Annotated in this window: 19 protein-coding genes and 2 pseudogenes; 15 read left to right on the top strand and 6 right to left on the bottom strand. The window is 32.5% G+C overall.

Annotation, left to right across the window (positions count from 1 at the left end; genetic code table 11):
- The 3 genes and pseudogenes from V7183_RS19840 to V7183_RS19830 all read left to right on the top strand — a co-directional run.
- A pseudogene (locus tag V7183_RS19840) lies at positions 1-245 on the top strand (hypothetical protein); the annotation flags it as partial.
- Positions 246-272: 27 nt separating this feature from the next.
- The gene (locus V7183_RS19835) at positions 273-1508 is read left to right on the top strand and encodes a bifunctional lytic transglycosylase/C40 family peptidase (protein ID WP_335360581.1); all 1236 of its coding nucleotides are present in this window, start codon (positions 273-275) and stop codon (positions 1506-1508) included.
- A 56-nt stretch (positions 1509-1564) separates the two neighbouring features.
- The gene (locus V7183_RS19830; protein ID WP_335360580.1) at positions 1565-2161 is read left to right on the top strand and encodes a hypothetical protein; all 597 of its coding nucleotides are present in this window, start codon (positions 1565-1567) and stop codon (positions 2159-2161) included.
- Positions 2162-2352: 191 nt separating this feature from the next.
- On the opposite strand, the gene V7183_RS19825 is transcribed toward V7183_RS19830, so the two are convergent.
- The gene (locus V7183_RS19825; protein ID WP_335360579.1) at positions 2353-3408 is read right to left on the bottom strand and encodes a hypothetical protein; all 1056 of its coding nucleotides are present in this window, start codon (positions 3406-3408) and stop codon (positions 2353-2355) included.
- 270 nt (positions 3409-3678) lie between these two features.
- On the opposite strand from V7183_RS19825, the gene V7183_RS19820 reads away from it, so the two are divergent.
- The 8 genes from V7183_RS19820 (at position 3679) to V7183_RS19785 (ending at position 8942) form a co-directional block, all read left to right on the top strand.
- Positions 3679-4548, top strand: coding sequence for an RNA-binding protein (locus V7183_RS19820; RefSeq protein ID WP_335360578.1), 870 nt, complete (start codon positions 3679-3681; stop codon positions 4546-4548).
- Complete coding sequence (locus tag V7183_RS19815; RefSeq protein ID WP_335360577.1) at positions 4548-5519, top strand: hypothetical protein; 972 nt, start codon at positions 4548-4550, stop codon at positions 5517-5519. Before V7183_RS19820 ends, V7183_RS19815 begins: the two co-directional genes overlap by 1 nt.
- 104 nt (positions 5520-5623) lie before the next feature.
- A complete protein-coding gene (locus V7183_RS19810; RefSeq protein WP_335360576.1) occupies positions 5624-5809 on the top strand; it encodes a hypothetical protein in 186 nt (61 codons plus the stop codon).
- A 151-nt stretch (positions 5810-5960) separates the two neighbouring features.
- Positions 5961-6518, top strand: a complete 558-nt coding sequence (locus tag V7183_RS19805; protein WP_335360575.1) for a S1 RNA-binding domain-containing protein — start codon at positions 5961-5963, stop codon at positions 6516-6518.
- Positions 6519-7050: 532 nt separating this feature from the next.
- Positions 7051-7434, top strand: a complete 384-nt coding sequence (locus V7183_RS19800) for a hypothetical protein (protein WP_335360574.1) — start codon at positions 7051-7053, stop codon at positions 7432-7434.
- A gap of 189 nt (positions 7435-7623) precedes the next feature.
- Positions 7624-8094, top strand: a complete 471-nt coding sequence (locus V7183_RS19795; protein WP_335360573.1) for a hypothetical protein — start codon at positions 7624-7626, stop codon at positions 8092-8094.
- Positions 8095-8124: 30 nt separating this feature from the next.
- Positions 8125-8733, top strand: a complete 609-nt coding sequence (locus tag V7183_RS19790; protein WP_335360572.1) for a GNAT family N-acetyltransferase — start codon at positions 8125-8127, stop codon at positions 8731-8733.
- 128 nt (positions 8734-8861) lie between these two features.
- Positions 8862-8942, top strand: coding sequence for a JAB domain-containing protein (locus V7183_RS19785; protein ID WP_335360589.1), 81 nt, complete (start codon positions 8862-8864; stop codon positions 8940-8942).
- Positions 8943-9077: 135 nt separating this feature from the next.
- Here V7183_RS19785 and V7183_RS19780 read toward each other — a convergent pair whose 3' ends face one another.
- From V7183_RS19780 to V7183_RS19760, 5 genes are all read right to left on the bottom strand, one after another.
- Positions 9078-9374, bottom strand: a complete 297-nt coding sequence (locus V7183_RS19780; RefSeq protein ID WP_335360588.1) for a hypothetical protein — start codon at positions 9372-9374, stop codon at positions 9078-9080.
- A gap of 81 nt (positions 9375-9455) precedes the next feature.
- Positions 9456-9671 carry a hypothetical protein gene (locus V7183_RS19775; RefSeq protein ID WP_335360571.1) on the bottom strand — a complete coding sequence of 72 codons (216 nt, stop codon included), beginning with the start codon at positions 9669-9671 and terminating at the stop codon, positions 9456-9458.
- 54 nt (positions 9672-9725) lie between these two features.
- Entirely contained in the window at positions 9726-9932 is a 207-nt protein-coding gene (locus V7183_RS19770; protein ID WP_335360570.1) for a hypothetical protein, read from the bottom strand.
- A gap of 156 nt (positions 9933-10088) precedes the next feature.
- Positions 10089-10574, bottom strand: coding sequence for a hypothetical protein (locus tag V7183_RS19765; protein WP_335360569.1), 486 nt, complete (start codon positions 10572-10574; stop codon positions 10089-10091).
- A gap of 27 nt (positions 10575-10601) precedes the next feature.
- Positions 10602-10844: a helix-turn-helix transcriptional regulator gene (locus V7183_RS19760; protein ID WP_335360568.1), complete on the bottom strand. Its 243-nt coding sequence runs from the start codon at positions 10842-10844 to the stop codon at positions 10602-10604.
- A 369-nt stretch (positions 10845-11213) separates the two neighbouring features.
- Between V7183_RS19760 and V7183_RS19755 the strand changes: the two genes are divergently transcribed.
- From V7183_RS19755 to V7183_RS19740, 4 genes and pseudogenes are all read left to right on the top strand, one after another.
- Positions 11214-11654: a hypothetical protein gene (locus V7183_RS19755; RefSeq protein WP_335360567.1), complete on the top strand. Its 441-nt coding sequence runs from the start codon at positions 11214-11216 to the stop codon at positions 11652-11654.
- 134 nt (positions 11655-11788) lie between these two features.
- Positions 11789-11923 (top strand): annotated as a pseudogene (locus V7183_RS19750) (endonuclease/exonuclease/phosphatase family protein); the annotation flags it as partial.
- Positions 11924-12249: 326 nt separating this feature from the next.
- Positions 12250-12438, top strand: a complete 189-nt coding sequence (gene hfq, locus V7183_RS19745; RefSeq protein ID WP_335360566.1) for an RNA chaperone Hfq — start codon at positions 12250-12252, stop codon at positions 12436-12438.
- Between the two features lie 35 nt (positions 12439-12473).
- The gene (locus V7183_RS19740) at positions 12474-12809 is read left to right on the top strand and encodes a hypothetical protein (protein ID WP_335360565.1); all 336 of its coding nucleotides are present in this window, start codon (positions 12474-12476) and stop codon (positions 12807-12809) included.
- Positions 12810-12977: the final 168 nt, after the last annotated feature.

The following is a 12977-nucleotide window of genomic DNA, read 5'->3' as shown; positions in this document are numbered from 1 at the left end:
AATCAACACCAGTTCAATCAAAACCAATTGAGAGCAATCCGATTACTGCTTCACATGTAAGCTCACCAACAAAACAAGTAGAAGTAAAACCAGTTAATCAACATCAAAGTAATAATACTTCAACAGTAAAAACACAACAACATGTAAAAGAAGGAGCAGATATTAAGAAAGTTTCAGCCAAAGCACAATCACAACAAGCAACTTTAAAAAATATTAAATCAAAAGAAACAATCAAACCAAAATAATTCAGCTCGTGAAGGAGGGTTTATACATTGGGTGCGGAACCAAATCGCGACTTTGACCATGAGCATCATCCTGAGGCTGAACTAAAGAAAGCTAAGCCTGCCTTGAAAAAGGCAGGCAATTCTTTAGAGAAAGCAGCTGGTAAAGGTACGAAAGTAGCAGGTAAAGCGGTCGCACAGGTAGGGAAGAAAGTGGCAGTTAAAGTAGCTCAAAAGGCAGCTACAGTTGCATTTGCAAAGCCAATATTAATAGCGGTCGGTATCTTTTCGGCCGCTGTTTTAGGTATAATCGCAATTGTTTTTCTTTTAACTTCTGCAGGGGAGGATGAAAGTAGTCCAGGAGGAATTGGCGGTCCTTTTGCACCAGGTACAGCAAGTGTAAGTCCTGAAGTGATGAGATGGGAGCCATTAGTTAGAAAATATGCGGCGCAGCATGGTATTGAAGCAATGACTTTCCTGATACTTGCTCTAATTCAACAGGAGAGCTCGGGGACTCAATTAGATGTCATGCAAAGTTCAGAATCACAGGGGTATCCCCCAGGGTATTTTACTGATCCAGAGGAAAGTATTAAATATGGTCTGATGCACTTTGCTGATTGTTATCAAAAATCGAATGGGGATACAAATGTTACTTTACAATGTTATAACTATGGAACAGGTTATGCTAAATATGCACTTGCGAAAGGTGGATATACCCATGAAAATGCTCAAGCATTCTCAGCTGAACAATCGGCTAAAAATGGATATAAATGTGGGTCTTGGCGAAGTGCCGAAGCGGTAGCTAATAATTGGTGCTACGGTGACCCAGACTATGTTCCACATGTAATGCAATATTATCAACCTGGTCAGAATTCGGGTGGTGCTGGTGGAATTGCAGGTGGTAGCGTTTTAGGCGATGATGTCTTCCAGGCAATCATGGCAGAAGCATTAAAGTATCAAGGATGGCCATATGTATTTGGTGGACGTACTCCGAATACATCATTTGATTGTAGTGGTATTGTGGAATATACGTACTCGCGTGTAGGAATTAATTTATTTGGTACAGCACAAACCCAATGGGATAAAACTCAACGTGTAAATGACCCAAAGCCTGGAGATTTAGTATTTTTCCATAGCACATATGCTACAAGTAACTACATTACACATGTCGGCATTTATGTAGGAGATAATAAAATGTATCATGCTGGAGATCCAATTGGATATGCTGATTTAAGTAAACCATATTTTCAACAGCATTTTGCGGGTTATGGTCGCGTGGTTAGATAGTAATGAATGAAATTAACAAATAGCAACCTTTGAGACTGCAAAAAAGGAGGCAAATTATGAAGAAAATCACTATTATAATAGCAATCTTGTTAATAGGTAGCGTAGGATTTTTATTAAAATATCAATCTGATAATGAAAAACTTAAAAATGATAAGTTAAAATTAACAAAAAAAGTGGAAAAAGTGGAGTCGCAATACAATGATACAAAAAAAGAATTACAAGCTTTAAAGAGTAATAATCAACAACAAGTGAAGGAAGCTGCCGAACGGTTCCTTAAAGCATTCCGTACTTATGATACTGGTAAAGGTGAATCCTACCTTGCTAATATTGAAGCATATATAACACCAAATGCTAAGAAAGAACTAACTCCACCAGGTGGACCGACGCAATCTGCACCTGAGACTGTAGATGAAAAAGAAAAGAAAAAAGTTTCATTTAAGTCAGAATACACTGGAGGCGAATTATATTATGCCTTTTTAGATACAACTAAAGCCAATGTTCTAGCAAAGGTAAAAAGTAAAATTACAGTTAATGGTGTTTCATCTGATAATATGTCATTAATGCAAATAAACCTTATCTATGATGGAAATAAGAATTTATGGCTTGTTGATAAGGTAATACCTTTAGCGGATTTAAAAGATCGTATGCCGTAATTAGTTAAATCGTACCTATATAGTAAGTATAGTTATACAGGGGTATCAGAAAAAGGCCCTCCTATTAGTTTAGTCTATTTAGCCCAATTATAAGAGAGCCTTTTTCCTGTTTTGTTGGATACTGCACAGATATAAATCTTTATGTATAAGAGTATGTATTAAATCGACGTTGCCTAGTATAATACAATTTCCTAATGTAATAATGATTTTTCCCTTTTCTCTCTCATATATACGGCAAATTGCATCATTTCTTTCTCTGTTAAGGCTTCCTCTTTTATTTCTTTTTGGGGAGCTGTACCCACAAATATCAAATCATCCCAGTTTGACATTGGCTTTTCTCCCTTAAAAACCATTTCACTATACCTTTTCAATTCTCCCCCAATGTTTACTACATTAATTCGTCCCCCACTAGATAAGAAACCTAATGCAAACATTTTATCAGAGTAATAGAAGTCATATTCAGTATTTGGATCAAGTATTTTCTTCAAATCTATTTCAGGAATAACTTCTTCTTTTGGAATATCTCTTTTCTCAGTTTCTATAAGTTCATATGACGAAATTGGTAAGGAGTCTAACTCATCTTGATAAACTTCTTTAAATACCCAACATTTATTACTAGTGTCTATAGCAAAAAATTGGTACCATTCATCGTAATGTGTTTTAAATAAGTATGTTAATTGCTCCTTAACTGTTTTACGGTACGTTTCAACAATATAAAAGCGGAAAAAATAATCAGTTTGATCGTACAGAGTACAATCATCATAATGTTCATCGTTTTCAACAAGAAATTTTTTCGTTTCTCCTTCAAAAGTATATTCGTATCCATCTAAAACTGGAAAATCCTCTGGATAGACGTTCATACATTCTTTTGCAACTAAACAATCCTTTACTTCTTTAACAGCAGCTGCAGGAAGCTCCTCTAATTTTAAAAATTCTTCAAAACTATTATCTATATCCATTCCGTAAGAGGCTAATATTCGATTTAGCTCTCTAGAAACACCAGATTCTTCATAGATCATATATTCGTATTCTTGAGGGTTAAATTCACCTAATAAAACATAAGAATCAAAAGGATTCATTTTACAAGTATTTATCCATTTCGAGGGCTGATCAAACTCTCCATGCCGAATTAAATAGCCCCATAGCCCTACATATTTTTGAAACACTTCTTCAGCCAATACAAAATAAAGTGAACCTTCATCTGTTTCTTTTTCTAATACTCTTTTTCCATTCAGTAATTTACGCATATATATCCCTCCATAACTATGCATAGCAACAAATATCTAATTTTCATTCTTAGAACATCGTTGCTTTATAAGAATTTGAATGATTATATATCTAGTTTAACATTTCTTTTTATGAAGAAGGTGAGTACGTCTATTATTCTGATTCTTTTATTTTTTTACGAAATATCCTCAAAATCCTTAGTTTTTGAAAATAAAGTAATCATACTTAAAGTAGAAATGTTATTTTTTGAATTTTTTTGAAATATTGAGCGAGGGAGAGGAGATATTTTTATGGATTCAAAAACTTATGAAAAACTACAGGCATTACGTAGATATAAAGAGCCAATTCAAGCAGTACTTCGAACTGTTAAACGTCATGATAAAGATGATCCAGAAACTGAATATGCTGAGTTCGCCCTTGAAAACGGAAAAATTATAGGTATTTGTAAAAAGGAGGACTTCTCTGATTATTCTTTTAGAAGTATTACACAATTCACAGGTAATATTTTTAATGTAGTAATTACACAAATGTCTGATGAACTGGATGTAAATAAAGTTCAGGTTTCAGTAAAAGAAGCTAGCCGGAGGTCTGCAGATTCATTAATTCGTGAGTTAATAGAGTTGGAGCAAGAAGAAAGACTTCAAGAGCCCACTTATGAAGCAGAGGTAACTGGATATAACATGAATGCCCAAGTTCCTACTATATTCTTACGCATTAATGGTGCAGAATGCTTCATGAAATTGCATGAACTAAACTATGGAAGAGTCTATAAAAATGCTGTTGATCGTTATGCACCAATTGGTGAACGTATCCCTGTTAAGGTTCTACAATTTAATCCAGAACAACGGTTAATCCATGTTTCTAGAAAAGCGGCCGTGGAAAATCCTTATCAGTTATTAGCTGAATTAGCAGAAGGTGACACGATTGTAGGAAGGGTTGTAAATGTTGACCCGCGTTTTGGCGTTTTTGTTGAATTAGACCAAGGCTGCACTATTAAAGGAATTGTCCCTAAAACAATTGAACAGCCAGTATTGGATGATGTAGTAAGCATGAGAATTGTAAGTGTTGATGTGGAAAAAGAGAGAGGGTCGGGGGTTATCTTTAAGTTTCCTTTTGGACGTAAAAAAGTTAACGACCCAACGGCGTTTTTATATAACTAATGAGTGCGCCGCAAGTTTCCGTACAAGAGAATGGAAAGGCGGTTCAATATTGGCTTAATAGGGACGAAACGTTATCACTTTGGGATGACCCCTCTTTACAGGGGGGGCCAATTCTTCCAGATAAATTTAAACCACTCACAGATTTACGTAGTATTTATGACAGAATTAATTCAGGATTTATAAACGAAAAAGACAACTTAATATTAAAACTTATTTGGGATTCATTAGCGATTACTGAAGCTCAAATTAAAAATTTTGTGGAATCTAAAATTAGTAGGTCCCAGGTCTCAGAATCGTTGAAAAAACTGGTACTGTATGGATTCGTTAGCCGATGGGAAATAAAATCTGGGCTGTTCCCGGATCAACCCAAAACATCTGCTCCAATTACTCTTAATACTGCTGGTCATTTGATGATGTGGGCTTATCATAGTCGTAATACAAACTATTCTTTAAAGCCAGAGCAGTGGTTAAAACTCGGTGTAGCAGGGGTACAAAGATTTGTTACTATGAATCAAATAAAATATGAGTTTGCAATAGAGCAGCAGTTGTTAAAAAACTGGTGTTGGTATCCAAAGCTAAAAGGTACTGGTAATGGGCATAATCCAATTGCTGTTGGAGAAATTAAAACCCCAATTGGGAATCAAAATTTCATATTTGAGAGGGTACAACAAGGCCAACGATATGCGCAACATTTAAAATCACGATTGAAAATTTGGGAAGATCAAATTGAAAATGGCCCAAATAATTTATTGAACTTCGAAAACACGAAGAGTTTACCAGGTATTTTTATTTTATCCATATCTAATCTTGCTTTAGCAGAACAAGTTAGAAAGGAGCTCATGTTAGACTTACGAAAGATTCCTATAATGCTAGTAATAGATGAATGTATTCACAATGAGGGATTCGCAAAATCATTTTATATCTCAACTCAAAACGGAATTCAGCAAGCACCATTACCATTTTTGAGATAACAAGAGCTGCTTCAGGTATATATGCTGAAGCAGCTTTTTGTGGTTAAAAGATAAAGTAGGTAACAGTCATTTGTAGTTTTCTAAAGAAAATAGAGATGTATGAAATGAATGATTTAAATCGATGTCAAAAGTTATTAGTAAGATATAAATATAAATTAAATATTTCTGTAATTATTTTAATGGGCTTAGATCTGTTACTTATAAAAGGCTTTGTGGATTTATTTTCAAAAACTTTAAACAGTTTATTATTAATAGCAGTTGCGTTGCTTACAGTAGGATCATTACTTTAAAATCTTGGTATATGGAGAAGAGGAATTTACACAATTGGTAACAGTTACCCATTATTAATTTAGTAAGTATCCTTTAAAAGGATAAAAAATAAGGGAAGGGGAAAATTATAACAAATATGTATCTATAGGTCCAATAAAGGAGTGAGGATATGTGTCAAATGAGTGTACGCTAGATGAGAATATTGCTAAGTATATAGAAGAAACAACTATGTTGCCGAAACCTTATAATGGGTTGTATAAGAAAAATACAATAGTTACAGTAAAGGTAGAAAATGTAGTGAAATATGGTGTTTTTGTACAGATTCAGGATGAAAACAAGGGTAAAGGTTTATTGCATATTACAAAGTTGCAAAACATGTTTGTTAAACGTATTGAGGATTTTTTGCGAATTGGAGATATAATTGAAGACGTCAGAATAATAGATGTTACCCAGGACAGTCTGTCATTCTCAACCTTGCATTTAAAATTAGAACGAAAATACTTTGAAGAAACACACGATCAAACGGATATACAAGAGATTAAAGATAGAATTGCAAAAAAAGTTGGTATTATTTCAAAGGATGCTGAGAAGAAAATTGAAAATTTAATTAAGGAACAGGGATTTGTACCGTTTGTAATGGCCAGGGGTAAGGTTATAGATAATTTTAATTATGACCTTTCAATTAAATTGGTTGAGGAAATTGAAAGAAAGGCGCGTGATTACCTTTAACAAAAAAAGAAAAATAATTATTACGGATCATGCAAGTGATACTTTTAATAATCGTAATGAAGAAGCGGAATGTATAGAAGATTCTGTTTATAATGCAAAAATCATATTAAAAAACAAGAATCATATATACATGAAGAATAATTCATTAAAGTATCCATGTTTAATAGTAGGTCAAGATCTAATTGTTAAGTCGACCATTAAAGAAAATATGAAAATGATACCTTATGATTAAATGAATCTATCGAAAAATATTGTTTGAAAATTCCATTTACTATATAATGGTAACATATCATTTTTATATTTTTCTAATCCATAACTAATCTAAGCCTTTCGGGTTTACTCATTATTAACGCATTGCGTACATTTAGTTCGCATGTCTAATAACGAAGTAATCCTGAAAGGCTTTTTTGCGTTTTGGGAATGGACTTAGAAAAAGTGAATAAGGTGGTAGTAACTAATTTTATCCATTATAAGGATAAGCAAATTCTGGTAGTTAGATTGCAAATTTTTAAAAATAGAGAGGAGAATTTTTATGAAAGTTGTTTCTAAGGAAACGAGTATTCTTTTAAATCATTTAGAAAGAGTATTTGAAAATCTTGAAAAAGAAAAAAAGGATAAAACTAAAGATGATTTTCGAATAATTGAGGAGATGGGTGCTGGGGACATGATTTTAAAAATATACTTCGTTGATGAAAAATCAAATGTCTCAAAAGTACCTATCATTCTTACATTAAATCAGCTACAACATTTTCAAAACTATCTAAGGTCTAAACAAGTCATAGTTAAAGATGTTGCAGATAATACGTTATTCACACTTTTTGAATTGGGTGTATGTGAACCTAATACGAAGATTCATCTGAAAACTAAAGACATAATTAATGTTTTGAGAACATTTGGAGTGAAGGTCCAAATATAAGTAAACGTAAAGCAACTTTGCATTGTACCGAGTAAAAAAGAAAGTAACATGAGAGAAAGATTAAAATCAAATGCGAAAGTGTTTATTACCGTTCTCGTAGTCAAGAAATATAGTATTTTTACCATTTCGGCTTTGTCTATATACAATTTGAGCAGTAGTAAAAATATCTAAGGAAATAGGGGGAATGATGTGAATTTAAATCAAAACAATCAAAAATATAATAAAACTAAAAAGTCTATCTTAGAATCCTACCATGGATTTGTTGCTGGAATGGTAATGGTGGCCGCAGGTTATAGTGAACATGGGACTGAAAGAGAAGCAGAGCGTACCTTAGTAGAAAAAGCGTTCGAATATGTACCAGGTTATTACCTTAATCGCGACTTTGACGAGGAGGCAATAGAATGCGCGGCAATATTAGAAGGTTTAGGATTTAAGAAACCATTTATTTCAATCAATTTTTCTAGCAATAAAGCATTATTAAAAATAGGATTACGAATGATGGAAGAAGCATTGTTATCTTATAAAAACCAAAGAGGGGACAACGGTGAATTTGCAATAAAGGAACTCAATGGTACTTTATCAGATGATTACATGATGAGGATAATTGAACCATTTAGCAAATGGAAAGAAAACATGTTAAATCACATCAATAAACACTAAATATAATGTAGAAAGGACTTAATTTAAACTATGTTAACTACACTCCCAATAATCATGACTAAAAATGGTCAAAAATTAAAAAGCTCATTTACTCGTATTGAAGAACGGTTAAACTTCATCACTTTCGACATAGAATTTCATGACTACTTTAATAATTTCAAGGTCGGAACTGCTACATGTCGTATTGAAGAAAATCATTCAGAAAAAACAACTCAAGTTTCCATTACAAGTTTAGATGCAGAACCTATTGAAAAAGGGGTTGGAACAGCTATGATATACTCCATATTCAGATGGACCTACTTTAGCTACCCTGGCTATGAACTCCATTTCAGAGGTAAGCTGAATACAGCCTTTGATGAAGAATATTTAATAGGTTTTTATACAAAAGTTGGCTTCACTGTGAAAAATGGATACTTTAATCTAATAGTGAAAAGGAATGATTTTCCTATTTTCTGCACAGATAGTGAAAATCGAATATTTGACATGTATTTCGCATTCATGACTAAGCAAAAAGATCACTATAACAATATACTTGATGACTTCCAAAATAATTTCGAATCAACCTTGTCAAATATTCAAACGCAATTTAAAACAATGTCATTAATATCCTTTATTAAACAACGTTATTTTCAACGTTAATGATTCTACTTCCCCTATAAAGGTACCGCATCATGCCCAGAAGGTCATGCTATTTTCCTACATGGAGAACGAAAAACACTTGGGGAATTATCTTCTGTTGTTAAGAATGAAACTAAGGGTACGGAAAAATTCTAGGGATTGCATTATTAGATCATGTGATAACTGGTGAACATAGATATGTTAGTTTGAGAGAAAAAGGTTATATTTAGTAAATGAAAAGAAATCAGAAGCATATATTATCAAGACCTAAATTAAAAAAGATAAATAAATTAAAGGACATAACATTTTTTATATGACTAATATGTTATGTCCTTTCTTAATTAACTAACGCATGCGTTAGTTGATTAAGATTTAAACAATCCTTGCTCTTTCCATTGGTCGAAATACTTTTGATAACCCATTTCCTCAGCTGTCATAGTGTATTGCGTATCTCCCAATATAAAAGTGTGAGTTCCCGACAAGGCTTCATAGGTCGGATTCCCTTCTACATCCCCGAAAAGCGTTTCAAATGTATTTACATCCACTGATTGGGTTGTTCCATTCTCGTAGGTTTCAAGAAGAATGAAATCAACCTCTCCCTGTTCTGTATACCCCTTAAGTATCAAACCTGCTTCATTTAATGACAAATATAATTGATTCATATTCAACCTCTACTCTCCCTGAAAAATTCATTACCTTGTTTGAATGTCCAAATGAATGCAAAATATTATTCACTTTATGAATCACATTAATTTGCTTTTAGGGTCTATGAGCAAAATTTCCTCTTTATTAAGTGCAGATATTAAAACATCTCTAACTCCGTATAGACTCATACCACTTAACATTTTATTATTATTTATAATCACAAAATTTTCTGCGTTGTTGTTATCACAATTTCCACATCTTCCATGAATTTTGGAAATATTATTTTCTTTACCACAATTTTCACATTGAAACATCATAATAATCCTTCCCTTCAACGCATATTCGGTTATTTTAATATGGATTTTTTGTCAATCTAAGTTACCTTTAAAACGTATATAACCAATTCCCTCTATATAAGAGAAACCATGCATTTGTAAATCTGCTATTACTTCATTAGGATCCTCATATTGGATTAGATCAGTTAATAATAGAAATTCAATAAGAGAAACATCTACTTCATTGTATATTCCGTTTAGAATCTTTATCCCTAATTCGTTAAATGGGATATCATACATTAAATTATTCACTAATTCTTTTGAGGAAAGAGTTTTTATATTTTGGATAGGAAATTGCGGTCTGGTATTCCTTTTAAAGCGGTCTTTAAAGGGTTTCAAAACATCACTTTCTTAAACATCGTTGTAATTAATTGAAAATATATTTGGTACTTTTAGTTAGATGAGATGCAGCTCAAGTTGGTAGTGTTTTTTGTTAACAATGTTCTTTTGTTGTTTTTTAGGCATGTTTGCATCAAAAGTAATATCAGGAGTAGAATCTAAGGTGAGTTTTAAGAAGTCTTGGTCTAAGTGGCCTGAATCTAAATCAATTGGTTCTAGTTCTCCATAGCAAAATTCGCGGATCGTACCATCATGACCATATAAAAACCAACGGGAATCTTGTAAAAATTTTAATCTAATGTCATGAATTCCTAAAGCAGATATAATTTGTTCTTGTACCTCATTAATACTCTCCAAAATAGAAATATTTGTTGTGGAGTGTAAATTATCTCGCAAATGTACTTCGATGCAACTTGAATATTTTACTTTTATTAAGACGCGTGATTTTACAAGCTGGTTATGTCTTTTGAGTTTTAACACTAGTATTTTCGCGCCTAGTTTCTTTGCGTCTTTATCAACCAATTTTTTATTGATATTATTCATTTTTTGGGCCTCCTTGTCTAATCTTTATTATTTATCTTTTGGATCCTTCTTCATAAACTTTGATCGTTTTTTTCTCAGTTCCTCTTTTAATATAACAACCTCAGAACGAAGGAAAATAGTACATTTTTCTTCAGACTTAATAGGGATTAAACGCCCTTCCTTAACCAGGGCTTTAACTCGTGCGTTAGAAACCCCAAGAAGCGCTGCGACATCTTTAGTAATCATCAATTCTTGTGAGAGCCATTTCTTTAGTTCAGGTGTTATATTCATTCGCATTTTTTCTCCTTAATAGACATAAAAAAAGTGAAATAATGTAGTAACTTTGTTTTAATATTACCACCAAGGGTTACCGTATGGCAATGGTTTATTTTTAACTTTTCGAATAACTTGACTTTTCTGGAAGTTAGCTTGATGTTGTACAACATAATATGGTAAAATTATGTTAATAAATGGTTGCTATACGGTAATAGGTTGTATAAATTTTGGCTATAATAGTTAGTATCAAAAGGAATATTATTAATGAATCACGAAATGATTGTATATCTATAGAATATAAAAGCCTGTTTTGCAACTATCGCTTAACAGGCCTATATAACCGGTGTTTATTTTGTGAAATACCTTATAAGGGGGGATATAATTATGAGAGTATTTTTATCCAGAGATGCAGCGATGAGGATGGATTTAACAAAACTTGAAATGAATACTACTTATGCTCTTGTAAATTATGGTGAGCCTAAAACTGCTCTAATGAGGCAGGTTCAAATAAATATTACTAAAATTGAAGATATGAGACTTAAAGTAGAAGTGATCGAGGAGAGGGAAGGTCCAAAAGTGTACGGTTTTTTCATTAAAGACTTTTTTAATGAATTGGTTAAAGGAGTAGAAAATCATCCGAAATTTAATTTAACATACTATGATATTGAAGATGCTAAAGGCATTGTATCTTATGATTTCAATCTAAATTCAAAGACACCTGATATGGAGATTAATAAATTTATCGATTTTATAGAAGGTCAAATTACTGGAGTGCATTTAGAAGTTTTTAAAGCTTTTAATTTACCAACAAACAGACCAGAATAGTTAGATCATGTGTTAATACGTGAGAGGAACAGGTCATTAATTGTAATGATCTGTTTTTTAATGGAATATGTAATAAATCTGTTGCATCAGGTGTACAGTATATTCTTATTTGTCTAAAAAAGGAGGTCTAGTAAATGAAAATAGTTACATGGAATGTAGCAATGGGATTTAAGAATAAGATTGAAAAAATATTACCTCTTAAAGCAAATATTTTAGTAATTTCAGAGTGTGAAAAACCTGAAAAATGGAAAGAAACTAATGGTCAAAAAGATTGTTGTTTTATAAAAAAGATAGATCTTAAAATAAAGTTTGATTAAAAATCCTGTGTGAATATGCAGGGAGTTTTTGAAAAGGTTTCGAAGTAGTTATTATACTGACGTTATTCAAGGAAGCAGGAAAATGCAAGAAAGTATATCAATTCTTTTTTTATAAGAAACCAGGGAGTATTACGCTTGCTGAATTAATGCCTTAAAAGATATAAACACCTACATGAAGTAGTGAGAGGGTTGCTGTCATAGACCCCAGTATAATTTGATCCGAATATAAAAATTGTTATTATGAAATGATTGTTTCTGTAAAGGGGATGGCGAAATAAATGAAGGACTTACAGGAAGAACAATATGAACGACTAAAAATAGATAAAAAGGATTTTACCCTATTTTTAAAGAGTGGGGTTAGAATAGCAGGGCGAATTGTTGGAGTAGATCGTTTTACTGTACTTATGATGGTTAATGGAAAGCAACAACTAATTTATAAACAAGCTATATCCACGATTGCTATGTAAAAAATAGTTATATGCTATCAGGGAGGAGGGATATATTGATTTTTTTATTTCGATTTGACATACAGGATGATGGAATGGATTTTATCTTAAACGAAAAATTAGCTAAAGATATGAATCCTTACTATGATGAAATGCTTAGACCATTAGCTGTTTCTTTGAGTCAGACCTTAAACTTTTATCGAGCTTTTAGTAAACACCCTACTATTTTATCTTGTCAAATTTTAGATAATAATGAACTGGAAATTATGCTGAGTAAAGGACTAGGACAGTATATAGACCCATATACCAAAAACCAAATTATTTTTGAAAACGGAAAATTGATAGCAGATATCTTAATGGAAGTTATGAATCTTCACAGCATAAACCGATAACATATTTATTCCGCATTAACAGGCAGTAAAACCCCCACCTCAGGATTTAAGAAAAGCAAGGAAGAAAGGTGGGGGTTCACTTTAAATACATGTGTGACATAACGTACAATTTTCTTTTTTTAATATGGTGACCCCTAATAGGGGTATCGCCACACATCCATCAACTTA

This window comes from Bacillus sp. JJ1127 (genome assembly GCF_036965845.1).
Classification (GTDB): Bacteria; Bacillota; Bacilli; order Bacillales; family Bacillaceae_G; genus Bacillus_A.
Note: the sequence above shows the minus strand (reverse complement) of the source record. Positions and strands in the feature narration are given on the sequence as shown.